The organism is Rhizobium sp. EC-SD404 (assembly GCF_902498825.1).
In the GTDB taxonomy this organism is placed as follows: Bacteria; Pseudomonadota; Alphaproteobacteria; order Rhizobiales; family Rhizobiaceae; genus Georhizobium.
On sequence record NZ_LR701459.1, the window covers coordinates 669,221 to 692,511 of the forward strand.

General features: G+C 62.8%; 21 protein-coding genes. 4 read left to right on the forward strand and 17 right to left on the reverse strand.

From position 1 onward, the window contains the following. Positions 1-57 precede the first annotated feature (57 nt). Complete coding sequence (locus GC125_RS04160) at positions 58-543, reverse strand: (2Fe-2S)-binding protein (protein ID WP_151984173.1); 486 nt, start codon at positions 541-543, stop codon at positions 58-60. A 332-nt stretch (positions 544-875) separates the two neighbouring features. Here GC125_RS04160 and GC125_RS04165 point away from each other — a divergent pair, with 332 nt between their 5' ends. Next, entirely contained in the window at positions 876-2,042 is a 1,167-nt protein-coding gene (locus tag GC125_RS04165; RefSeq protein WP_151984174.1) for an FIST N-terminal domain-containing protein, read from the forward strand. Positions 2,043-2,047: 5 nt separating this feature from the next. Further along, entirely contained in the window at positions 2,048-3,409 is a 1,362-nt protein-coding gene (locus GC125_RS04170) for an ATP-binding response regulator (RefSeq protein ID WP_151984175.1), read from the forward strand. A 31-nt stretch (positions 3,410-3,440) separates the two neighbouring features. On the opposite strand, the gene GC125_RS04175 is transcribed toward GC125_RS04170, so the two are convergent. Beyond that, positions 3,441-4,109: a response regulator transcription factor gene (locus tag GC125_RS04175; protein WP_151984176.1), complete on the reverse strand. Its 669-nt coding sequence runs from the start codon at positions 4,107-4,109 to the stop codon at positions 3,441-3,443. A 314-nt stretch (positions 4,110-4,423) separates the two neighbouring features. Here GC125_RS04175 and GC125_RS04180 point away from each other — a divergent pair, with 314 nt between their 5' ends. Beyond that, the gene (locus GC125_RS04180) at positions 4,424-6,190 is read left to right on the forward strand and encodes a glucan ABC transporter ATP-binding protein/ permease (protein WP_151984177.1); all 1,767 of its coding nucleotides are present in this window, start codon (positions 4,424-4,426) and stop codon (positions 6,188-6,190) included. 31 nt (positions 6,191-6,221) lie between these two features. Here GC125_RS04180 and GC125_RS04185 read toward each other — a convergent pair whose 3' ends face one another. The 15 genes from GC125_RS04185 to bchF are packed head-to-tail and all read right to left on the reverse strand — an operon-like array spanning position 6,222 to position 22,274. Next, on the reverse strand, positions 6,222-6,791 hold the full coding sequence (locus GC125_RS04185) for an isopentenyl-diphosphate Delta-isomerase (protein WP_286165360.1): 570 nt from the start codon (positions 6,789-6,791) through the stop codon (positions 6,222-6,224). A 36-nt stretch (positions 6,792-6,827) separates the two neighbouring features. Continuing rightward, a complete protein-coding gene (gene hemA, locus GC125_RS04190; protein ID WP_151987541.1) occupies positions 6,828-8,042 on the reverse strand; it encodes a 5-aminolevulinate synthase in 1,215 nt (404 codons plus the stop codon). A gap of 18 nt (positions 8,043-8,060) precedes the next feature. After that, entirely contained in the window at positions 8,061-8,873 is an 813-nt protein-coding gene (puhE, locus tag GC125_RS04195) for a putative photosynthetic complex assembly protein PuhE (protein WP_199864435.1), read from the reverse strand. Positions 8,874-8,883: 10 nt separating this feature from the next. Beyond that, positions 8,884-9,951 (reverse strand): magnesium-protoporphyrin IX monomethyl ester (oxidative) cyclase, encoded by a 1,068-nt coding sequence (gene acsF, locus GC125_RS04200; RefSeq protein WP_151984179.1) that lies wholly within the window; start codon positions 9,949-9,951, stop codon positions 8,884-8,886. Next, on the reverse strand, positions 9,948-10,256 hold the full coding sequence (locus GC125_RS04205; RefSeq protein ID WP_353617037.1) for an O2-dependent cyclase accessory protein: 309 nt from the start codon (positions 10,254-10,256) through the stop codon (positions 9,948-9,950). The genes acsF and GC125_RS04205 overlap by 4 nt, the downstream gene beginning before the upstream one ends. After that, positions 10,253-10,741 (reverse strand): photosynthetic complex assembly protein PuhC, encoded by a 489-nt coding sequence (gene puhC / locus GC125_RS04210; protein WP_199864436.1) that lies wholly within the window; start codon positions 10,739-10,741, stop codon positions 10,253-10,255. The genes GC125_RS04205 and puhC overlap by 4 nt, the downstream gene beginning before the upstream one ends. Positions 10,742-10,745: 4 nt before the next feature. Next, positions 10,746-11,426 carry a photosynthetic complex putative assembly protein PuhB gene (gene puhB / locus GC125_RS04215; RefSeq protein ID WP_151984181.1) on the reverse strand — a complete coding sequence of 227 codons (681 nt, stop codon included), beginning with the start codon at positions 11,424-11,426 and terminating at the stop codon, positions 10,746-10,748. Continuing rightward, on the reverse strand, positions 11,423-12,187 hold the full coding sequence (puhA, locus tag GC125_RS04220) for a photosynthetic reaction center subunit H (protein ID WP_151984182.1): 765 nt from the start codon (positions 12,185-12,187) through the stop codon (positions 11,423-11,425). The genes puhB and puhA overlap by 4 nt, the downstream gene beginning before the upstream one ends. Before the next feature lie 26 nt (positions 12,188-12,213). Continuing rightward, the gene (locus GC125_RS04225; protein WP_151984183.1) at positions 12,214-13,647 is read right to left on the reverse strand and encodes a BCD family MFS transporter; all 1,434 of its coding nucleotides are present in this window, start codon (positions 13,645-13,647) and stop codon (positions 12,214-12,216) included. Further along, complete coding sequence (bchM, locus tag GC125_RS04230) at positions 13,644-14,345, reverse strand: magnesium protoporphyrin IX methyltransferase (RefSeq protein WP_151987545.1); 702 nt, start codon at positions 14,343-14,345, stop codon at positions 13,644-13,646. Before bchM ends, GC125_RS04225 begins: the two co-directional genes overlap by 4 nt. Then, positions 14,345-15,241 (reverse strand): ferredoxin:protochlorophyllide reductase (ATP-dependent) iron-sulfur ATP-binding protein, encoded by an 897-nt coding sequence (gene bchL / locus GC125_RS04235; RefSeq protein ID WP_151984184.1) that lies wholly within the window; start codon positions 15,239-15,241, stop codon positions 14,345-14,347. Before bchL ends, bchM begins: the two co-directional genes overlap by 1 nt. Continuing rightward, positions 15,238-18,954 carry a magnesium chelatase subunit H gene (locus GC125_RS04240; RefSeq protein WP_151984185.1) on the reverse strand — a complete coding sequence of 1,239 codons (3,717 nt, stop codon included), beginning with the start codon at positions 18,952-18,954 and terminating at the stop codon, positions 15,238-15,240. The genes bchL and GC125_RS04240 overlap by 4 nt, the downstream gene beginning before the upstream one ends. Continuing rightward, positions 18,929-20,458 (reverse strand): ferredoxin:protochlorophyllide reductase (ATP-dependent) subunit B, encoded by a 1,530-nt coding sequence (bchB, locus tag GC125_RS04245; protein ID WP_151984186.1) that lies wholly within the window; start codon positions 20,456-20,458, stop codon positions 18,929-18,931. The genes GC125_RS04240 and bchB overlap by 26 nt, the downstream gene beginning before the upstream one ends. Next, on the reverse strand, positions 20,458-21,762 hold the full coding sequence (locus GC125_RS04250; protein ID WP_151984187.1) for a ferredoxin:protochlorophyllide reductase (ATP-dependent) subunit N: 1,305 nt from the start codon (positions 21,760-21,762) through the stop codon (positions 20,458-20,460). Before GC125_RS04250 ends, bchB begins: the two co-directional genes overlap by 1 nt. Further along, a complete protein-coding gene (bchF, locus tag GC125_RS04255) occupies positions 21,759-22,274 on the reverse strand; it encodes a 2-vinyl bacteriochlorophyllide hydratase (RefSeq protein WP_151984188.1) in 516 nt (171 codons plus the stop codon). The genes GC125_RS04250 and bchF overlap by 4 nt, the downstream gene beginning before the upstream one ends. 234 nt (positions 22,275-22,508) lie before the next feature. Between bchF and GC125_RS04260 the strand changes: the two genes are divergently transcribed. Beyond that, a complete protein-coding gene (locus GC125_RS04260; protein ID WP_199864437.1) occupies positions 22,509-23,288 on the forward strand; it encodes a cobalamin B12-binding domain-containing protein in 780 nt (259 codons plus the stop codon). Positions 23,289-23,291: the final 3 nt, after the last annotated feature.

Genomic DNA, 23,291 nt, shown 5'->3' on the forward strand with positions numbered 1-23,291 from the left:
GCCGCTTCGTGAGGCGCGCCTATGGCGCTGCCCACAGCCCGACCTGCGCCGGTCTGCTTATTCCGCGGCTTGGCGCTGCTCTTGCGAACCGGCAGCGGACAGAACTGCTTTCACGATGTTGTGATAGCCGGTGCAGCGGCAGATATTGCCTTCCAACTCGTGACGAACGGTCTGCTCGTCGAGGTCGGCACCATGGCGATTGACGATGTCGATCGAGGCCATGATCATGCCGGGCGTACAGAAGCCGCACTGCAGGCCATGGTGCTGCTTGAAGGCAGCCTGCATCGGATGCAGCTCCCCACCCGTGGCAATGCCTTCGATGGTGACGATTTCGGTACCTTCGGCCTGTGCCGCAAGGATCGTGCAAGCCTTCACCGCCTGGCCGTTCATGTGGATGGTGCAGGCCCCGCACTGGGTCGTATCGCAACCAACGTGCGTTCCCGTCAGTCCGAGATTCTCACGAAGGAAATGAACGAGAAGGGTGCGTCCCTCGACCTCGCCTGAGACCTGACGCCCATTCACCTTCATCGCAACTTTCGTCATTCGGGTTCCTCCCCTTGAACTCGCTGTCATTCGTCGACCGAACGTGAGGCGCCATCGACATCGATCATGCAATCCGACGCCCCGCAGCGATAGTTTGCGCGGAAGGGCTCGTTATGCAAGGTCGACGGCAGACGATGATCGTCGGTGACCTTCTCTGGCTCTCGCACCATGTGGCTGTATGAGCCACCATGCGGGAGCGTGGCGAACAATGGCATGGCCCTGAGAAAAGGACATTGTACTTTGGATGGTCGGCCGCGGCAGGCGCAGTGCTTGATAAGCGCGCGGTCCGGGGCGAATAGTGGCCGCAGGAAGAGGCGAGAGGCAATGGCCGGATGACCTGCCATATCACGACTTATGCGTGCGGCATCGTTGCCATCCACGGCAGCGATATCGGGCTGGACGAATTCGCGGGCACGCTTGCGGTCCAGGCGGGGGTCGCAGGCGCCGAGCTCGCTTCGCTTTTTTTTTCCCAGGACGCCATCGACCCCCACGAGATAGCAGCCAGCATGGCGCAACACGCGCCAGGTCTGCGCTATGTGGGCTGTTCGACGGCAGGTGAAATCACGCCGGATGGCTATGGCGAAGGCTCGATCATTGCCATGCTGTTTCCCTCGGACAAGTTCAGCGCATCGGCCTGCCTGATCCGCGACATCTCCACGGCGCGCATGGAAAGCGTCGTCAAGGACGTGCGCCAGTTGCGTCGCAGTTTCGAACCCAAGCGGTTCGCCGGCGGTCGCACCTTCGGCGTCGTGCTGATCGATGGTCTGTCCCGCGCCGAGGAAGCGGTGACCTCGGCGCTCTACTGGAGCCTCGATGAAATTCCGCTGGTGGGAGGTTCGGCCGGCGACAATCTGCGGTTCGAGAAAACGACGCTCATTCACAATGGCGACGTGGTGACCGACTGCGCGATCCTGATGCTCGTGCACAGCGCTGTGCCGTTCGATGTGTTCAAGACCGAGAACTTCAATCCGACCAGCCGAAAGCTGGTGGTGACCGCGTCCGATCCGGACACGCGCACCGTCCACGAGATCAATGCCGAGCCGGCGGCTGCGGCATACGCCCAGGCCATCGGCCTCGATGCGGCATCGCTGACGCCGATGAGCTTTGCCTCCTACCCCGTGGTGGTCCGGGTCGGCGGGGAGTATTTCTGCCGCTCCATCCAGAAAGCCAACGAGGATGGCTCGCTCACCTTCTTCTGCGCGATCGACAACGGGATCGTTCTGACGCTCGCGGAACCGATGGGCATGGTGGAATCGACGCGGGCGAAACTGCACGACGTGGCGGCCGGGCTCGGCGGGATCGATGTCGTGCTTGGTTTCGATTGCGTCCTGCGTCGTCTCGACGCTCAGAACCGGCAAAGTCTCGCCGCGATCTCCTCGCTCTATCGCGAGAACAACATCATCGGCTTCGGGACCTATGGCGAGCAATACCGGTCGATGCATCTCAACCAGACTTTCACGGGGATCGCCTTTGCGGCGAGCCCGGCGGCATCGGAGTGAAGCGGATGCGCGATACGCTCGGGATCGACGATGTCGAGAAGCTTCGCAAGATCAACACCGCGCTTATCGAGCGCGTCGAGCGTTCCATGGACCAGCAGGGCAATGCTTTTTCGCTGTTCCAGACTGCAATCGGCCTCGAAGCGCAGGTGAGGCAGCGGACTGACGAACTGACGAGCGCGTTGCGGCGTATCGAACAGACGAACCGCGCCTTGAGCGCCGCCAAGGAAGCAGCCGAGGCGGCCAATATTTCAAAGACGCGCTTCATCGCAGCGGCAAGCCATGACGTGCTGCAGCCGCTCAATGCGGCGCATCTTTCCATTTCCGCGCTGGCGGATTTGCAGACGAGCGATCAGGGCAAGAAGCTTGCTCGACAGGTCGAGCAGTCTCTCGACACCATGAACGAATTGCTGCGTACGTTGCTCGACATTGCCAAGCTCGACAGCGGCGTGATGAAACCGGACATCGTGAACCTGCCACTCGATGCGTTGCTCGGAAGCCTGAGCAGCGATTTCCAGCAGATCGCCGCCGCGAAGGGCCTCCATATCCGGTTCCGTCCGACCGATGCGATCGTGCGGTCCGACCGGGGAATGCTGCGACGGGTGCTCCAGAACATCATTTCCAATGCCATCCGCTATACGAGCCGTGGCGGGGTGCTGATCGGTGCCCGCAAACGTGGCGCGCTTCTGCGCATCGACATCGTCGACACCGGCATGGGGATCGCCGAAGACCAATACGAAGCGATCTTCGAGGAATTCCATCGCGGCACGATGCCGGCCGGTGGCGACCTTGGAGGCACGCCGGGCCTGGGCCTCGGGCTGTCGATCGTGCAGCGCATGGTGTCGGCGCTCGGTCACCACATCACCTTTACCTCACGCCCCGGGCACGGCACGGCATTTCACCTTTACGTGCCATTCGGCCAGCCCGATCTGGTGCGGGGGAAAACCCGCGAATACGCGCCCCGGCTGCCGATCTCCAACCATCTCTTCGGGGCCAACGTGCTCCTGATCGAGAATGACCGCTCGGTCATGGAGGCTATGCTGACCCTTTTGGAGAGCTGGCATTGCTCGGTGCGGATCGCGAGCCACAGCAGCGAGGCGATCGGGCTGCTTGCCGATCCTGCATGGCGGCCGGACATCGTGATCGCCGACCAGCACCTCGATCATGGCGATCTCGGCTCGGTGACGATCGAGCACATTCGCTATTATCTTCGCCGGCAGCTTCCTGCCCTGATCGTGACCGCCGATCCTTCGGCTGGCCTCGAAGCCCGTTGCAAGACCCGCGACATCGAGGTCATGTACAAGCCGCTCAAACCAGCCGAGTTCCGCGCCCTCGTCGAGCATCTGCTCGCGGCCGGCAGGGCCGAGTGAGATCAGGTGAGGGACTACCGCCCAAAGCGCACTAGGGATTGTCCCGCGCAAAGGCGTTCAAGTCCGCGATATCGAGCTTGGTGACTTCGATGACCGCCTGGGTCCTACTGTAGACGTTCAGCTTGCGCAGGATTTCGGAAACATGCGCCTTGATCGTGGTTTCTCCCACCCCGAGCTCATAGGCGATCTGCTTGTTCAAGAGCCCCTCTCGGAGCATTTGCAGGACGCGCAATTGCTGTGGGGTCAATGTCGACACCTTGCTGATCATGGCCTTGCGTCCGCTGTCGTCCGCATGATCGTTCGGCGGCTCATAGAAATCAGGCACATAGACTGCGCCGGCCATGACGCGCTGGACGGCGATGGTCAGCTCCTGCTTGCGCACGGATTTTGGAATGAAACCGGCGGCGCCATAAGACAGCGCTTCCGAAATGACCCGGGAATCCTCGTGACCTGAGATGACCACGACCGGGAGGCGCGGAAACTGCGACCTTATGGCCAGAAGGCCTTCGAAACCGCTGACACCGGGTATCGCCAGGTCGAGAAGAACCAAGTCGAACGCTTTCTGCTCATGCAAAATGGTAAGCGCGCTTGCGAAATCGGCAGCGTCGACGGTCTGGGTGTCAGGGCCCGCCAGGGCGAGGGCGCTGGTCAGGGCTTCACGGAAGAGCGGATGGTCGTCGACAATCAGATAACGTGGCATCAAGACCCCTTAGATCGACTGAGGCCGTTCGTCACGTATAATTTTTCTGTTTTATACTTCGATGTTCATGCGGCGATTACCTTGCCAAAACTGTTTGGCATCCCAGATATGGAATCCGGGCAAGATGGAATGCGATGCATCTGAGTAAATTTTTTGCATCTGCGAAGTAGCCTTCACGGCATGTTACAGTGAAAGCGAAAATGTTGCGGACGCTGGCGCAACCATCCCTCTGAAATCCCATTGTGTTTCCTAAATTACCCGATAACGCTGCTGCCGATTGGTGCGGCGCACAAAAGTCGCGTTCGGAGTGTGTGATGTCTTTGACTGAGATTTATTGGCGGGCCCTGCGTTACCTTGGGCACCAGCGTACGGGCGTTCTGTTCGTGTGCGCAGCCAATATCGTGTTGGCAGTGGTAACGATTGCCGAACCCATCCTGTTCGGCCGCGTCATCGACGCGATTGCCGAGAAGCAAGGCATCTTCCCGACACTCGGCCTGTGGGCCGGCTTCGGCGTTTTCAACATCGTCGCTTTCGTCATCGTCGCCCGCAGCGCCGACCGCCTCGCTCACCAGCGTCGCGTTCAGGTGCTCGGTGATTCCTTCGAGCGCGTCATCCGCATGCCGCTGTCGTGGCACCACGAGAAAGGCACCTCAAACGCACTTCACACCATGCTGCGCGCGGTCGATACGCTTTTCGGCCTCTGGCTCGAATTCATGCGGACGCACCTGACGACGGCCGTCGCTCTCGTGTTGCTGGTGCCGACTGCGTTGGCCATGGATCTGCGTCTGTCGATGGTGCTCTTCGTTCTGGGCATTCTCTACTTCATGATCGGCCGCTTCGTGATGAAGCGTACGAAGGAAGGGCAGGCGGCTGTCGAGCGCTACCACCATGATGTCTTCGGCCATGTGAGCGATTGCATCTCCAACGTCTCGGTGCTGCAGAGCTACAATCGCATGGATAGCGAAGTGCGCCAGCTGCGCATCCACACATCCCGGTTGATCAACGCTCAGTTTCCGGTTCTCGATTGGTGGGCGCTCGCAAGCGGCCTGAATCGTATGGCGTCGACCATTTCGATGATCGTGATTTTGCTGATTGGTGCGATGCTGGTGTCGGCTGGCGAGCTGCGCGTTGGCGACGTCGTGGCCTTCGTGGGTTTCGCCAATCTTCTCATCGGGCGTCTCGACCAGATCATGCAGTTCGTGAACCAGGTTTTCGAAGCGCGCGCCAAGCTTGTCGATTTCTACGCGCTGGAAGATGCCGCACCGGCACTGGACGAGGCAGAGCAGGGCCGTGACATCGGTCGCGTCGAAGGCCACGTCCGCTTCGAGAACGTCTCGTTCTCGTTCCCGAATTCCGGCCATGGCATTTTCGATCTGTCGTTTGAGGTTCCGGCCGGCAAGACGGTCGCGATCGTCGGTCCGACGGGCGCCGGAAAAACGACGCTCATCAACATGCTTCAGCGGGTGAATGAACCTGTGGAAGGACGAATTCTGATCGACGGCGTCGATGTACGCTCGGTGACGCGTCGTTCGTTGCGCGACAATATCGCCACTGTCTTCCAAGATGCCGGCCTTCTCAACCGTTCGATCGAGGAGAACATCCGCCTCGGCCGTTCGGAGGCGGGTGACGACGAAGTTCTTCGTGCGGCTCAGGCTGCGGCGGCCGACGACTTCATCTACGGCAAGGCGCAGGGCTTTGCGACGCTGGTCGGCGAGCGTGGCGGTCAGCTTTCGGGCGGCGAGCGTCAGCGCATCGCCATCGCGCGGGCCGTGCTGAAAGATGCGCCAATCCTCGTTCTCGACGAGGCGACCAGTGCGCTCGACGTCGAAACGGAACAGCGCGTCAAGGAAGCGATCGACGAACTGCGCCGTGACAGAACGACCTTCATCATCGCGCACCGCCTGTCGACGGTGAAGGATGCGGACTTCGTGATGTTCCTCGATAAGGGACGTCTCGTCGAAGCGGGTTCGTTCGGCGAACTCGCGGCATCGAGCGGTCGCTTTGCAGCGTTGCTTCGTGCCGGGGGGCTGTTGACCGATGATGAAGTTCGCCGCGTCAGCCACCTCGCTGCAGCTGCTTGAAGATCGCCAAGACGTCTGTCGCCCGTCACTTTCAGGCGGGCGACAATCCCAGTTCAGACCAACGCTCGAGATAGATCCGGAACCAGGGTGTGATGCTGTCCGGGTTCAACCGCGCTTCGCGTTGAAGCTCTGCGATCTCGACCCAGCGCACCTTGTCGACTTCCGTCGGATCGAACGGGATTGCGGTCTCGGGATCGTCGACAGTACCTTCGAAGACGTGGACCCGCTCGTGCTCCGTCAAACCCTGGCCGACATCGGCCCGATACTCGATCACGGCGCGAGGCTCGAGATCGATGTCCAGACCGAGCTCCTCCCATAATCGGCGGGTGGCGCAGGCGGAGGGGTTTTCTTGCCAGTCCGGATGCGTACAGCAGGTGTTCGCCCACTGGCCGGGGCTGTGATACTTGCCGCCGGCACGACGCTGGACGAGCAGGCGGTTTCCACTGAAGACAAATGCCGAAATCGCCAGATGCTTGATGCCGCGCCGATGCGCATCAAGCTTCTCCACCGGGTAGAGAGCGCCGTCATCGTCGATCGCCGCAATGATGCGATCGTCGCCGCAGCGGGTCGTATCCGGGGAGCGCATCAACGGCAAAGGCATGTGCTCTCCCCTTGTTCGGCGGCGGCGGTCTTGGCGTCAGGCGACTGCGCGTGACAGGGCGCAGTGTGACCAGAGATCGCTCAGCGCATGCAGCATCTGGGCCATGTCCCCGTCGTCATGCACCGGGGATGGGGTGATGCGCAAGCGTTCCGTCTTCTTCGGCACCGTCGGATAGTTGATCGGCTGAACGTAGATGCCGTAATTGTCGAGCAGCAGATCCGACAGCCATTTACACTTTGTGGGGTCGCCTACCATCACCGGCACGATGTGGCTCGGGTTCGGCATGTAGGGAATGCCGATCGCGTTGAGGCCCTGACGAAACTTAGCAACACGGTCCTGGTGACGCATGCGCTCGATCTGGCTCTGCTTCAGATGGCGGATCGAGGCGAGCGCGCCTGCGGCAAGAGCCGGCGGCAGCGCGGTGGTGAAGATGAAGCCAGAGGCGAAGGAGCGCACGAAGTCGCAAAGCGCCGTGGAGGCAGCGATATAGCCGCCCATCACGCCGAACGCCTTGCCGAGCGTGCCTTCGATCACCGTCAGGCGGTGCATCAGGCCTTCGCGTTCGGCGATGCCGCCGCCGCGTGGTCCGTAAAGGCCGACGCCGTGGACTTCGTCGAGATAGGTCATGGCGCCGAACTCGTCGGCGACATCACAGATCTCCTTGATGGGCGCGATGTCGCCATCCATCGAGTAGACGCTTTCGAACGCGATCAGCTTCGGCGCCTTCGGATCGGCTGCCTGGAGCTTGGCGCGCAGGTCGGCGACATCGTTGTGCTTCCAGATGACGCGTTCTGCCTTGGAGTGGCGGATGCCTTCGATCATGGAGGCGTGGTTCAACGCATCGGAAAAGACGATGCAGCCGGGGATCTTCGAGGCGAGCGTGCCGAGTGCCGCCCAATTCGAGACATAGCCCGAGGTGAAGAGGAGCGCTGATTCCTTGCCGTGCAAGTCAGCGAGCTCCTGCTCGAGCAGGACATGATAGTGGTTGGTGCCCGAGATGTTGCGGGTACCGCCGGCGCCTGCGCCGCAGCGGTCGATCGCTTCCTTCATGGCGGCCACCACCTTCGGATGCTGGCCCATGCCGAGATAGTCGTTCGAGCACCAGACGGTTACCGTGTGGGTTTTGCCTTCCACATGGCGGACTGCCTTCGGGAATGCACCGTTCTGTCGTTCGATGTCGGCGAAGACGCGGTAGTTGCCTTCTTTGCGGAGGTCCTCCAATTGGCCTGCAAAGAAATTTTCGAAATCCATCATCGCGTTTTCCCTCCCCTACTCGACATGAATTTTAACGGGTGCGACAGGCGCCTTCGCGCCCAGTTGCGTCGCACCGACTCCAGAACGGCTCCAGTTCCAGATCGCGTCCACCGGCAGCGGCAGGACGAGGAACCAGTGCTCGACAATGGCCAGGACCAGAAGCGTCAGAAGCAGCATCGTGCCGGCGATCTGCGCGGCATCGGTTGCTTCGACGAGGGCAAGGCCCATCGCTGTCGCGATGATTGTCGAGATGGTGATCGAAACCGGGAAGAAAGCGTTCATCGAACGCTTGCGTAGAAAGCTTTTCAGATAGGCGAGGTGCGGCGGCAGCAGGCTTTCGCCGAGATTGCGCACGCCGAAATGTAGATTGAGCTTGGCACTGGCGCGCATGCCCCAAAGGATCATGAAGGTCCAGAAGCCGACCTGGTTTTCCGCGCCCCAGGTCAGCAATGCGATGACTGCCGCCGCCGCGACGATCAGAAGCTCGTGCCAGATGATCGCGCCGATGGCGTGCCCCATATGGGCCAGCCCGCTGCAATGGGCGTGGCATGGCCGGGTGCGGGTCCCCGTCACGAAGCCCATCAGGAAGCTCATCTCGATGAACGCCCACACGGCCAGGGCACTGGTGAAAGCGCCGTAGACTGCCGACACGCTATCCTGCGTGCCGGTCCAGGCGAGACCGACGAGACCCGCAACCAGCATCACCGTCGCCCCGGCCATACTGAAACCGTATGTGCGCCGGGGGAGCCCATCCAGGAAAAGGATCGCTCCGGTGGCGAACCACCAGAGGAACAGGGCGTAGGCGATGGGTGCGAGATAGGCGCTCACAGCTTTTGGCTTACCAGACCGGCTGGAGGCGACTTGCCTCCGGCAGTGCATTTTCCTTCACCGGCAAAGCGTAAAGGCGAACGAATATCGTCCCAGCACGCGCGATCAGCATGGCGCGCGAGGCCTTTGCCGCGACGCCCTGCTTGCCGTTGAGATCGTTCAGCTTGGCGTTGATGACGCTGAGCTTCTCCAGGCCGCGCGCGAATTTCGGATTGTCGATATCGAGCACCAGCGGGAACACCTGGCGCGTGATCTCGCTCGTCAGGTGGAAGACGCGGTAGTCGTATTCGACCGGGTCGATGCCGAGCGCCTTGTGGAACTCCGGCCGTGCCTGGTCGCGGACATACATCGTTGCGAAGACGGCGAGCAGGAAGAAGCGCACCCAGAGCTTGTTGGTGCCGGCCAGATAATCGGGATTGGCCCGCATCAGCAAAGCGAAGGCTTCACCGTGCCGGAACTCGTCGTTGCACCACTTCTCGAACCATTTGAAGATCGGGTGGAAGCGGCGCTCCGGGTGGCGTTCGAGATGCCGGTAGATGGTGATGTAACGCGCGTAGCCGATCTTTTCAGACAGGTACGTGGCGTAGAAAATGAATTTCGGCCGGAAGAAAGTGTATTTCTTCGCCTTGGTCAGGAAGCCGAGATTGACGCCAATGCCGAACTCTTTGAGCGCGTCGTTGATGAACCCCGCATGGCGGGCCTCGTCGCGGCTCATCAGGCCGAACAGCTTGACGATGTCTGGATTCTGACCGCGTTTCTTCATCTCCTTATAGAGAACACAGCCGGAAAACTCGGCCGTCAGCGACGAGACCAGAAAGTCCACGAACTCGTTGCGTAGGCCTTCCGGCAGCGCATCGAAATCGATCCGGTCCCAGTTTTCGTCGCGCTTGAAATGGCCCTTGTTCGGATCGGCTTCCATTTCGGCGATGAGGGCATCCCACTCGCGGCGCACGGGCTCGACATTGGTGCGGTCGAGCTCGGCGAAATCGGTCGTGTAGAAGCGCGGCGAGAGCATGGTGGTCTCGGTCGCCATTCCCGTCGTGTCGCGCGATTGAAGGGAGAGTGTTTCGATGGTCATAGCCGTTCTCCTGACGAGAAGCTGAATTCCAGAAGTTCCATGAATTCGAAGTCGCCGGTCATGCGGACCCAAAGCTTTTCGGGTGCGGATGCCTTGGTGACGGTCGCCATGCGGTTGAAGACGGCGGTTTCGCCGTAGGGCACAGCGATCTCCGGACCGTGGACATGCACGCTGTCGCCCGGCTCGATCTCGACGTCACCGGCCAGTTCCATATGCGCGTGCAGACTCTCGAACGTGTGGGACACCTCGATCCGGCAGGGCAGGTCGATACGCGTCCGTGTGAGCGTGATCTTCTCCATCATCATGGTCGTTCTCCCTGGGAATCGTTCGGCAGCGCCGCGGCGATTTCCCGGTCATCCAGGAAGCGCTCGAAGGCGGCTCGGTTGGTTTGGCCAAAGGCATCCAGTGCAACGAGCCGGCCGGTCGCCGGATCTGAAAGAAGCACATGACCCTCTTCCGTGCGCTGGAGCGAGAAGGGGATGTCGTCGGAGATTTCCCGACGCTTGCGCTCATTGGCGAGCCCACGCATCGTGGCACGCAGGAAGCCGCCCTCGCCGGGCTGAACTCGCTGCAGCACGTGGCCGGTGCGGGCATCGATCACATCGACCGCGCCATCTCGGCGATCTGAAAACGACAGTTGTGCCGTTGCGACCACATGGGATGATTGATCGATCGCGCCCAGTCCGAAACCGCCGACCGCGGCAAAGCCGATCGAAAGCACCATAACGCCAACCATCCAGGCCAGCGGGCTGGCGTAGATGCGCTGCGGAGCGGGGTTTGCCTGGGTCATCAGCTTATCCTCTAACCGTCGCGGGCTGCGGTGCCTGGTGGGCCGGCCGCTGATCGCTCGAGACCACGGTGAAGCGCGGTTGAACATGGCCAGCTTCAGCCGCCAGCGCACGGGCAACTTTCTGCGCCACGATATCCGCACCTGGAACGGCGCGCAGCATCGGCTCGGGATCGCGCAGCGACAGAGGGCGCACATGCGGCCAGAGAAGGAGCCAGGCGATCCGATCCGGACGCGCGACCTTCAATGCGACATTACCCGCGCCTGATTTCGTCAGCTTTCGGACAGAAGCACTTTCGATGCGTGCGAAGGGAATGTTGAGCGTGACGGGCAGGGCGAGACCCGAGCGGATCAGCAGGCGCTTGCTGGTCAGCGTATAGATCGTGGTGCGGGCGTAGGCATAGCCAAGGCCGAGCAGGATGCCGAGGCCGGCGAGCGCCACAGGCACCATCCAGGCAGCATGCATCAGGGCGGCCATGACGCCGAGACCATCATAGAGAGCCGTCGCAAAGCGCCAGATCAGCAGCAGTGCGAAATAGATCGCCACGGCGCGCAGGTGGAAGGCATCCGCTGCAAGGGCGCGCCAGTCCGGTGAGCCCTGCCAGAGAAGGGCTTCGTCCTGGGGCAGGGCTTCGGGCAGGCCAGGGGCGTGCTCGAAGGCGAAATCGTCATGGGAGAGAGCGCTCATATCAGGGGCTCCGAACGTTCTGGTGTCGCGTAGAGGTGGCCGCCGGCGAAATAGGCCATGATGCGATCTTCCTCGAGCAGAGTGATCCGATCCATCGCGGCCAAACCCGGCACGTCGGCGAATTGCGCGGAGGTCAGCGACTTGACGTCGACCTGCGTCTTCTTGATGCGTGCAAGGTTGTGCGGAACGAGAACGTGGCGTCCGTCGCCCAGTTCGACTTCGAGATAGCGGACCATGTGCTCAGCCCGATCGACCCAGATATCGGTGACGGTCGCGACCCGGCGGCGGTCGACGGCGAAAACCGGCAAGCCGCGGGGATCGAAGTCGCCGTTGGCGATGCCGAAATGGGTGTCGCTCGACCACGGCACAATGCGCAGGCGGCCGTCATAGGTCATGTCGGGACGATCGTCGCGCTCAGCCCAAGCGGCGGGACCGACCCCGTCGATGAGCGGATTGCCCGTCGGCGTCATCGGTGCGCCCGGCCATGGGGCGACGCGCATCGCGGCGATCGGCCGGCGGTCGCGCTTGTCATTCGGCACAGTGTAGGTGCCGGCGCCGTGTGGCCGCAGGAAGGTCTTCGGCTCCGCCATCAGCAGTTCGTTGGGGCGGTGAAGCTGCCCGCCGGGGTCGCGCTCGAGCGGATAGCCCTCGCGGCGGTCTTCGCGGCGGATGTAAAAGATGAGGCCGGCGAAGAAGAGCCAGAAGGCGTAAAGCGCCAGCTGGGCAACGTCGATATAGCCTGTGATTGCGCCGATTTCCATTGCCGTGTCCTTCCTCCGTCCCCGAGCTAGTTGGGGAATTCCATCATGCCGAAGCGTTCACGCGCTGCGCCGACCTGCGGGCCCGGATACCGGGCGAGGGGGCCGATCGCGATGAGCGTGGCGAAGAGCAGTCCAATTTCGATGTGGTAGACGACGCCGTAGCCGGCCGAGACCTGGTCGAAGACCGAGCCCTGAGCGGCAAGGTGCGTGACGCCGTCGCGGATCAGTCCGCCGGCCGCGATACCGAGCCCCATGGAGGTGGCCTGCACCGCGCCCCAAGCGCCAAGCGCCATGCCGCTGTCGCCATCGTCGGACAAATCCATTGCAGCGGTGAGCATGCTTACCGCGAAAAGCCCGCCGCCGAGCCCAATCAAGGCCGTGCCAAGACGGAAGATCAGGGCCGATTCCAGCGGTGCCGCGATGATGACGAGCGAGAAGGCCGGAACACCCACCAGCGCGCCGATGGCCGACAGGCGATACGCGTTGAAACCTGACGACAAGAGCCGCGCGGCGATGGTGAGGCCGACCAGCGTGCCGGTTGCGAGAATGGCCGTCAGCATCGTCGTCGCGCCGACCGTCAAGGCGAGGACCTGGCCACCATAGGGCTCGAGCAGCACATCCTGCATGGAGAACGCCGCTGTTCCGAGTGCCAGCGCGGCGAGAAGGCGCCCGGAGCGTCCCGACGCCATGAAAGAGGCCCAGGCTTCGGCAAAGGCCGGCCGGGGACGGTCGTGGCGGGTGCGTGCGGGATCGCGGCCTTCCTGCTTCCAGAGCGCGATGATGTTCAGCGCCATCGTGACCATCGCGGCGCCCTGCACGACCTGGATGAGCCGCAGATGCGTGTAGTCGGCCAGCAGTGTCGAGAAGACGATCGCGGACACGAGCATCCCGACCAAGAGGAAAACGTAGAGCAGGGCGACGACGCGCGGGCGATTCTTCGGTTCTGCAAGATCGCAGGCGAGTGCCAGCCCGGCGGTCTGTGTTATGTGCATGCCGGCGCCGACCAACAGGAACGCAAGCGCTGCGCCGATCTGCCCGCCGAGGGGACCATAATGGCCATCGCCCGAGAGCAGGAGGAGCGCGAACGGCATGATGGCCAAGCCGCCGAACTGAAGCAGCGTGCCCATCCAGATGAAGGGAACCCGGCGCCAGCCCAGATAGGAGCGGTAGGTATCCGAGCGATGGCCGATCAGCGCACGCAGCGGGGCGGCGACGATCGGCAGCGCCACCATGAGCGCGACCAGTGCGGCCGGAACGTTGAGCTCGACGATCATGACGCGGTTCAAGGTGCCGGTCAGGAGCACCATGGCCATGCCGACGGAGACCTGGAAGAGCGAAAGGCGGAGCAGTCGTGCAAGCGGCAGCCCGGGGCTCGCGGCATCGGCGAACGGCAGGAAGCGTGTCCCAACCGAGCGCCAGAGCAACGCCAATCCCGTCTTGTGGCTGCGCGCAGTGCTCATCGCCGCATCAACTCCAAAAGTTCGGAGGTGTAGAAGCCGTGGCTGACGCGGCTGCGATCATAGGCCTGCCAGTCGATCAGTGCGGGAGACTCCGCGATCTGCGCCGCGATGGCAGCCGGCGATGTCGGCGTCACGGAAGGTGCCCGGCTGCGCTTCGGGAAAAGCCGGCCGGTCAGGTGCATCGCGGCCAGGAGCGGCGTGCGCGGTACATAGGTGAAAAGCAGTGTGTGACGCGTGCGGGCACCGAGACGCGCGAGCACCTCCACGGCATCCGGTGTGCTGTAGTGGATGAGCGAATCCATCGCCACGACGGCGTCGAACGGACCGAGCTCGCCATCAAGCATGTCGCCATGGCGGAACTCGATTGCGCCGTCGCGGCAATCGGCCGGCAGGTTTTCCTGCGCGTAGGCGATCGTTTCGGGCGAGAGGTCGACGCCGACCACGCAGGCGCCGCGCCGCGCCAACGCGACGCTGATCGCGCCGGTGCCGCATCCGGCATCGAGGATGCGCCAGCCCTGCAAGTCGGAGGGAAGGCGCGACAGGATCGTCTCCCGCATCTGGCTGCGGCCCTCGCGCACGCTGTCGCGGATGCGGCCGAGTGGCGAGCCCCCGGCAAAGCGCTTCCAGGCATCGAGCGCGGTGCTGTCGAAATAGGTGCGGACTTCGTCGCGCCTCGATCGGTAGGTGCTGCTCTCCATCATTCGAATCCCAGGAATTCGAAGATGTCGCGGTCCTTCATCGGCTGGGCATCAAACACTTCGTTGCCGGCGAGCAGCGTGCGGGCGAGCGCCATGTATTCGGCGCGTGCACGGTCGACTTCCGGCGAGGAGTCCATTTCGAACAGGGTCGACTTCTTCAGTCGCGACCTTCTTACGGCATCGAGATCCGGAATATGGGCGAGGCGCTTCAGGCCAACGGCCTGGTTGAAGCGATCGATCTCGTCGGTCGCATGGGACCGGTTGGCGATAACACCGCCCAGGCGCACATTGTAGTTCTTGGACTTCGCCTTGATGGCCGCGATGATGCGGTTCATCGCGAAGATGGAATCGAAGTCGTTGGCAGCCACGACAAGCGCGCGCTCCGCATGTTGCAGGGGCGATGCGAAACCACCGCAGACCACGTCGCCGAGAACGTCGAAGATGACGATGTCGGTGTTTTCCAGAAGGTGATGCTCTTTTAGGAGCTTCACGGTTTGGCCGACGACATAGCCGCCGCAGCCCGTGCCGGCCGGCGGTCCGCCTGCTTCGATGCAGCGCACACCGTTGTAGCCTTCGAAGACGAAATCCTCCGGTCGCAGCTCCTCGGTGTGGAAATCCACCTCTTCGAGGATGTCGATGACGGTCGGGATCAGGGATTTTGTCAGGGTGAAGGTGGAATCGTGCTTGGGGTCGCAGCCGATCTGCAGAACGCGCTTGCCTAGCAGCGAAAACGCCACCGACAGGTTCGACGATGTCGTCGACTTGCCGATGCCGCCCTTGCCATAGATGGCGAAGACTTTCGCCGTCTCGATCTTCAGATCGGGATCGAGATGAACCTGGACGCTGCCTTCACCGTCCCCGCGGCCCTTGAGGTCTGGTCTTGTATAGACGTTCATGCTGCGGCCTCCACTGATATGCCTTCGAGACGGTCCTCGAGTTCGTCGTTCGCCTCTAGCAAGGCGTCGAGTGTTTCGGCGTCTGGGTGCCAATAGCGGCGCTCATGGGCCTCGATCAGGCGACCGGCGAGACGCGCGGAAGCCTGCGGGTTGAGCTCGGCCATGCGACGGCGCATGGTTTCGTCCAGCACGAATGTCTCTGTGATGTTCTGATAGATCCAGGGCGCGACCTGGCCGGTGGTGGCCGACCAGCCAAGCGTATTGGTGACGTGGCTTTCGATCTGGCGCACGCCCTCGTAGCCGTGATCGAGCAGCGCTTCGTAGAACTTCGGGTTCAACGTGCGCGTGCGGGTCTCGATCGCAACCTGTTCGGCGAGCGTGCGCACCTTGCCGGTGCCGCGCGTTTGGTCACCGACATAGACCGGCACATCGGAACCGCTCGCACGCTTCACTGCGCGGCTGATGCCGCCGAGCGTATCGAAATAGTGGTCGACCGTCGTGACGCCGAGTTCCACCGATTCCAGGTTCTGATAGGCGGCATCGACACCGGAAAGAATATCGCCGAGAAGTTCCGCCTGGCGGACGGGTTTGCCGTCCACGCCGTAGGCGAAGCATTTGCGGCGCTGATAGGCTTCGGCCAGTTCGTCCTCGCCGTCCCATGCGCCGCTGTCGATCAGCTGATTGACGTTGGAGCCATAGGTGCCGGCGGCGTTTGAGAACACCCGCAATGCGGCTGTTTCGAGCGTGCAGCCGGATTGCTCCGCGTAGCGGGTGGCATGCTTGCGGACGAAATTCCTGTCGAGCGGTTCATCCGCGGCGGCAGCCAATTGGCATGCTTCTGCCAGAAGCTTGGTCTGAAGCGGAAGCAGGTCGCGGAAGATGCCCGACAACGTCATGACCACGTCGATACGAGGCCGACCGAGCTGATCGAGCGGGATGAGATCGGCCCCTGCAAGCCGGCCATAGCCATCGAAGCGGGGCGCTGCGCCGATCAAAGCAAGTGCCTGGCCGATCGGGCCGCCTTCGCTCTTGATGTTGTCGGTGCCCCAGAGAACGAGCGCGATGGATTCCGGCAGTCGGCCTGTGTCGGCGAGATGGCGTTCCAACAGCCGGTCGGCCTGCGCGCGGCCATCGGCGCAAGCGAACGCGCTCGGCAGGCGGAAGGGGTCGAACCCGTGGATGTTGCGGCCGGTCGGCAGGATCTCGGGTGTGCGAACGATATCGCCTCCGGCAACCGGGCGGATGAAGCGGGCATCGAGTGCCGCGATTAGGCCGGAGAGTTCGCTGTCCGTCGAAAGATGCCGGTTTGCCGTGGACAGGCGTTCGGCCAGAACCAGTTCCGCGCCGGTGGGCGCGATGCCGTGTTCCTTGAGGGCGAGTGTTGGATCCTTGCTATCGGCGATCATGTCGATCACTTCGGGCGGCAGCGATGTGTGTTGGTCTGCCCCTGCGATCGCCTTGAGGAGATCGACGCGTTCGGATGCGGTGATCGGCTCGCCGGCCACATGCATGCCGTGTGGAATGAGCGTCGCTTCCAGCTCTGCAAGGTCGGTCATCAGAACGGCGATTTCGTCGCTGCCGGCACCGTCGAAGACGGCGTTCTCCTTGATGAGATCGAGAGCGGCCGCCTGCGTGCGGATCAGCGCGGCCAAGGCAACTCTTTCGCGGTGCGCGGCAGGGGGCGCGGCACGCCAGCGGTCGATCGCCGATTTCAGGTCGACCATGCCGCGGTAGAGGCCGGCCTGGGTCACGGGTGGGGTCAGGTAGCTGACGAGCGTCGCACCGGAGCGACGCTTGGCGAGCGTGCCTTCCGACGGATTGTTCGCGGCATAGAAATAGATGTTCGGCGCACTGCCGATGAGCCGGTCCGGCCAGCAATCGCCAGAGAGCCCTGCCTGCTTGCCAGGCATGAATTCCAGTGCGCCGTGCGTGCCGAAATGCAGGATGGCATGCGCGGCAAAATCCTCGCGCAGATAGCGGTAGAAGGCCGAGAAGGCATGGGTGGGGGCGAAGCTGCGTTCGAAGAGCAGCCGCATCGGGTCGCCCTCGTAGCCAAAACCGGGCTGGATGGCGACGAGGACATTGCCGAACCGCTCGCCGAGAATCTGGATGTTCTGGCCATCGCTCAGATCGCGACCGGGAGCGGGGCCCCATTGCCGCTCGATTTCTTCCAGGTGAGGCTCGCGACGCACATGGTCTTCAGCCGAAACGCGGGCGGTGACGTTCGCCGGCGTTCCGAAGCGGGCGGCGTTGCCCTCCAAGAGAGCGACGCGCAACGCATCCGCATTTTCAGGAAGGGCGACGTCGTAGCCTTCCGCCTGCATGCGCTTCAGCGTGTTGAACAGGGAGCGGAAGACCGACAGATAAGCGGCGGTCCCGGTCGCGCCGGCATTCGGCGGGAAATTGAAAAGAACGATCGCCACCTTGCGATCGGCACGCGCGGAACGGCGCAGGCGAACGAGCCGCTCGACCCTCGCGGCCAGCATCGCGACGCGTTCAGGTTCCGGCTGCATATCGCGCCCGCCGGCGGAACCGGCGCGGCCGCCATAGACCATGTGGCCGCCGGCTCCGTCTATTTCCGGAAGGGCGACCATCATGGTGGTCTCGACGGGGGTCAGGCCCTCGCCTGAGCGGTGCCATTGTTCCAGACCTTGGAATTCGATGGCGCACGCCGAGAGGTAGGGGACGTCGAGGCGCGCGAGAAGCGCTTCGGCGGCGCTGGAGTCATTATAGGCCGGGCCGCCGATCAGCGAGAAACCGGTGAGCGAGACGACGGCATCGACGGTGGCGCGGTTATCGCGCAGGAAAAAGCGCTCGACGGCCTGGCCGGCATCGAGACCCGCCGCAAAGGCGGGCACGACGTTCAGGCCGCGCGCTTCCATCGCCCGGATGACAGCGTCATAATGGGCCGTGTTTCCAGCGAGCACGTAGGATCGCATGATGATGAGGCCAACGGTGCCACTGGCAGCGGCCTTGCGTGGCAACGCCTCGGCGCGATCGCTGACACGGGTTGCCAGATCCGGGTGGTAGACACCGATCTCGGGATATTCGTTCGGCGCCTTGGCGTCGACGACGGCGCGCAGGGCGACGCGATTGCCCGATGCGTATCGGCCGACGAGGTAGCGGACCATGTTGGCGATGTTCTCGTCCGAACCGGCGAGCATATACTGCAGCGTGAGGAAGTAGGCGCGCAGGTCCTGCGCCTTGCCCGGTATGAAGCGCAGGATGCGCGGCAGCTGCTTCAGCATGCGCACCTGTTGGCGGCCCGCCTGCTGGCCTGGCTTGGCGGCGCCCCGCAAGCGCTTGAGCAGGCCGATGATGCCACCGGTCGGGTTGTTCATGGCGAAATCGCCGAGCCGCGTGATCTTCACCACTTCACCGGCCGAGAGGCAGCCGATGATGGCGTCGCATGCATCTCGCCGCGCCTTCAGCCACGGCATGACTGTGCGGATGTGTTCTTCCATGAAGATCATGTTGGCGATGACGATGTCGGCGGATGCGATGTCGTCGCGACAACGATCGGCAGCGAGCGGATCGTCGCCCCATTCGGCCATGGAATGCAGCGTCAGACGAAGCCCGGGAAGTTCCGGCGCAAGAAGCCTCCCCGCACGCTCGACCGCGCTCGCCATGTGACTGTCGAGCGTCACGATGGTCACGGTGATTGGGGTCACCGCGATGGGTGTCGTCTCACCGGCTGTAATGCGCTTTTGCATCGTAGAGCGTCTCGATTGTGATGGTGGACAGACCGTGGTCTGCGGCGAAACGTTCTGTGTTGCGGCGGGCTTTGCCGCGCACGAAGAAGGGGATCTTTTTCAGTTCGCTTTCAGCGTCCTGGGCCCAGTTGGCAGCGCTCGAGGCTTGGGGTTGCGGTGCTTCCGGCTCGACAGATTTCTGGCTTGCGGGAGCAAGGTGCGAAGGGTTCGCGCCGTCATGAAATTCGAAGTCGTTGCGGAACATGCCGAGGAGATGTTCCTCGAGGCCCATCATCAGCGGGTGGACCCAGCTGTCGAAAATGACGTTCGCGCCTTCAGGTCCCATCTGCGGCGAATAGCGCGCGGGGAAATCCTGCACGTGAACCGGTGCCGAGATGACCGCGCAGGGAATCTGCAGCCGTTTGGCGACATGACGTTCCATCTGGGTGCCGAGCACGAGTTCCGGCTGGGCCGCAATGATCGCATCCTCGACTTCCAGGTGGTCGTCGGTGATCAGCGCTTCGAGACCGTAAGCCTTTGCGGCTGCACGAACGTCGCGGGCAAATTCGCGCGTGTAGGTGCCGAGACCGCAAACGTTGAAGCCGAGCTCGTCGCGCGCGATTCGAGCGGCGGCGATGGCGTGGGTCGCATCGCCGAAGATGAAGACACGCTTGCCGGTCAGGTAGTTGCTGTCGATCGAGGCGGCGTACCATGGTGCCCGCGACTGGACGGTGGCGAGCGCAGCATCAACGTCGAGACCGGCCAGTTGAGCCACCTCTGCGACGAAATCGCGGCACGCGCCGCTGCCGATCGGCACGGTCTTGGTGAAGGGCTGGCCGTGGCGCTCTTTCAGGAAATTGGCGGTCGTCGCGGCAATCTCGGGATAGAGCACGACGTTGAAGGCAGCCTGCGGGAGCCGGGCGAGATCATGCACGGATGCGCCGAGCGGTGCCACGACATTGACCGTCACGCCGATCGAGACCAGCAGCCGGCGGATTTCCTCAATGTCGTCGCGGTGGCGAAAGCCGAGCGCCGTAGGACCTAAGATGTTGCAGCTGGCCAGATTGCGGCCTTCAGGCGTCGGGCCGGCGGCAAAGCTGCGGACCAGGCGATAGAAGGTTTCGGCAGCGCCCCAGTTTTCCTTCTTCTGGTAGGAGGGCAGCTCGAGCGGCACGACGGGAATGGAAAGGCCAAGCGCTGCGGCAAGCCCGCCCGGATCGTCCTGCAGCAGCTCTGCCGTGCAGGAGGCCCCGACGATCATTGCGTCGGGCTGGAAGCGGGCCGCTGCTTGCGCGCAGGCGGTCTTAAAGATCGCTGCGGTGTCGGCGCCAAGATCGCGCGCCTGGAAGGTGGTGTAGGTGACCGGCGGACGCTTGGCGTCGCGCTCGATCATCGTGAACAGCAGATCGGCGTAGGTGTCGCCCTGCGGTGCATGCAGCACGTAATGAAGCCCGCGCATGGCGGTTGCGATCCGCATCGCGCCGACATGGGGTGGGCCTTCATATGTCCACATCGCAAGCTGCATCACGCTCTCCCGGTCTGAAGAAGCGCGCGACGGCGCAAGGGGCGCATGAACAGCTCGGCGAGATCGCCGGCCTGGTCATAGCCCTGGATGGGGGTGAAGACGAGTTCGATCGACCATTTGGTCGCGAACCCTTCCGCCTCGAGCGGATTGGCAAGGCCCATGCCGCAGACGGTAAGGTCAGGCGCAGCATCACGCAGTCGATCGAGCTGGCGGTCGACATCCTGGCCTTCGCTGAGCGTGACATCGCTCGGCAGCAGGGCGAGTTCGGCAGACAGGTGCTGCCGGTTGAGGAAAGGTGTGCCGACTTCGATCGGGATCATGCCGGCTTCGCGCGACAGCACGCGGGCCAGGGCTGGCTCCAACTGGGAGTCGGGGAACAGGAAGAGGCTCTTGCCCTCAAGCTCGGAGCGCGCCCGCGTCATCGCGATGCGGGCCCGATCACGTCCTGGCCGGGTGATGGCTTCGAAGCGCCCGCGATCGACGCCGAAAGCGTCAGCCGCAGCCTGGAGCCAGGCGGTCGTGCCTTCTTCGCCGAGCGGAAACAGGGGATGCAGCAACTGGCAGCCGCGGGACTGAAGAAGGCGGGCGGTTTCGGTGAGATAGGGCTGCGCCAAAAGCACCGTCGTCGAGGGGCCGACCGACGGCATGGCCGTGCTTTCGCGCATCGGCAGAAAATCGACGTGCTCGATACCGAGCGCGGTGAAGATGCGGCGGAACTGATCTTCCACCACATCGGCGAGCGAGCCGGCGACGAGGAGGCGTGGCTTTGCGTCCTGATCCTGCGCGGGCAGGGCCGCGACGAGACTTGCCAGGAACCGGTCTTCGCCCTCGGTGAAAGTCGTCTCGATGCCGCTGCCGGTATAGGTGAGGAAGCGGACCCCGTCGTGCTGGCCGCGGGCCTGCAGTCGTTCGGCCGCTTTGGAGAGATCGAGCTTGATCACTTCCGACGGGCAGGAGCCGACGAGCACGATCATCCGGATTTCCGGCCGTCTTGCAACGACGCGGGCGACGATGCGGTCCAGTTCGTCGTGCAGGTCCGCCATGCCGGCAAGGTCGCGGTCTTCAATGATGGCGGTCGCGAAACGGGGTTCCGCGAAGATCATCACACCGGCCGCGGACTGCATGAGGTGGGCGCATGTCCGCGATCCAACGATCAGGAAGAATGCATCCTGCAGCTTGCGGTGCAGCCAGATGATGGAGGTCAGGCCACAGAAAACCTCGCGCTGGCCACGTTCGCGCAACAGAGGCGCAAGCGGCGTCGAAGGCGTCGTGGGTGAGGATGTCCGGTCGAGCACGGTCGTCATGACGCAGCGCCTTCTGCAAAGGGGGCACCGGTCGGGTCGTCGCTGCGCGAAAGCCGCGCCTGCCGCAGCTTCACGATGAACTGGGTCGCGTTGACGACGTAGGTGAAATAGGCAGCCAGCGCCAACCAGAGCAGCTGCGTGGTGTCCAACGCGCCTGACAGCAGTGCGGCGAGATAGGCCGTGTGGAGCGCCAGCACCACCATGGAGAACACGTCCTCCCAGAAGAAGGCGGGAGCGAAGAGGTAGCGACCGAACACGACCTTCTCCCAGATCGAGCCGGTGATCATGATCGCGTAGAGAAGCAGCGTTTTGACGACGATGGATGCGTGCGCAGCCATCGCACCGTCGCCACTCAGGAGATAGCGCGCAATCAGAATGGCGGAGATGATGAAGGCGAGGAACTGGATTGGCGCGAGGATCCCCTGAACCAGCGTCCAAACGGTCTGGTCCCGGCGGGCGCGCTCTTCAGCGGTGTAAAGCGCTACGCACTGCCTGGTACTCGATCCCGCCATGCGCCTTGCCTCCTGCTGCACTGAACTGCAGCTGTTGAAAGGAGAGTACTGCCGCACGGAGGCATGTGTCAACTAAACATGACGTACATCTGGATTTACAATGTCGTGCAATTGGGTCATGCTCAGCTGACATTGAAGATACCCTTGGCGCCGGATCGACCATTCCTTCGACGCCTTTCTTTGGTGCCCGATCAACACCAGTCATGGCGATGGGGTCGTCGAGCGAGGTGGCCCATGAGCGATACTGCACATCGCATTCATGCAGTCAGACCGAACGGTCGGTCTGCCGATTACCTGCGGCAAATCGGCGCGAAACGTCCGTTTGCACCGTTGCTTCCGATCGATGAGGTGATGATCGCGGCCTTTACCGAGACGCTGCGAGCGCCTGGCTTCTGGGCATGCGAGCGTTCGGTCGACATCCTGCGCGATCGGTTGCAGCCACGGCAAACCATTCAAGATGCTGTATTTTCACCGGCCGCACGCCTTGCGGGCGCTTATTGGTCGAGCGACGTCTGGTCATTTCTCGATGTGACGGTTGCCGTCTCGCGGTTGAAGCGTCTTCTGGCGCAGGAAGCTCGGCAGAACCATCAAGCCCCAAAAATCGGCGCCCGCTCGATCCTGCTTTCGGCAGCGCCGGGCGAAACGCATGATTTCGGCCTTCATTACGTGGCACTGGCGTTCGAACGCGCAGGATACGCGGTCGATCTGCGCACCGGCGCCGATGAGGCCGAACTCATGTCGGCGCTGGTTATGCACAGATACGACCTCGTGGGGCTGTCTCTCTCGGCCCAATGCTTGCTCGACAGGTTGACATTGTTTATCGGGAGCGTTCGTAACAGGGATAAGACCCGTGACGTTTTATTCCTCGTCGGAGGTAATGCGTTCGTCAGTTGCCCTGAGTACGCCGCTTGTGTCGGTGCCGACTTCTTGGCGACAGATCCCGACACGGCAGTTTTCCTTGCACAGCTGCGATTGGGTTCGCATGCGGGGCGGGAGCAAGCTTTGGCGCGGTAGGTA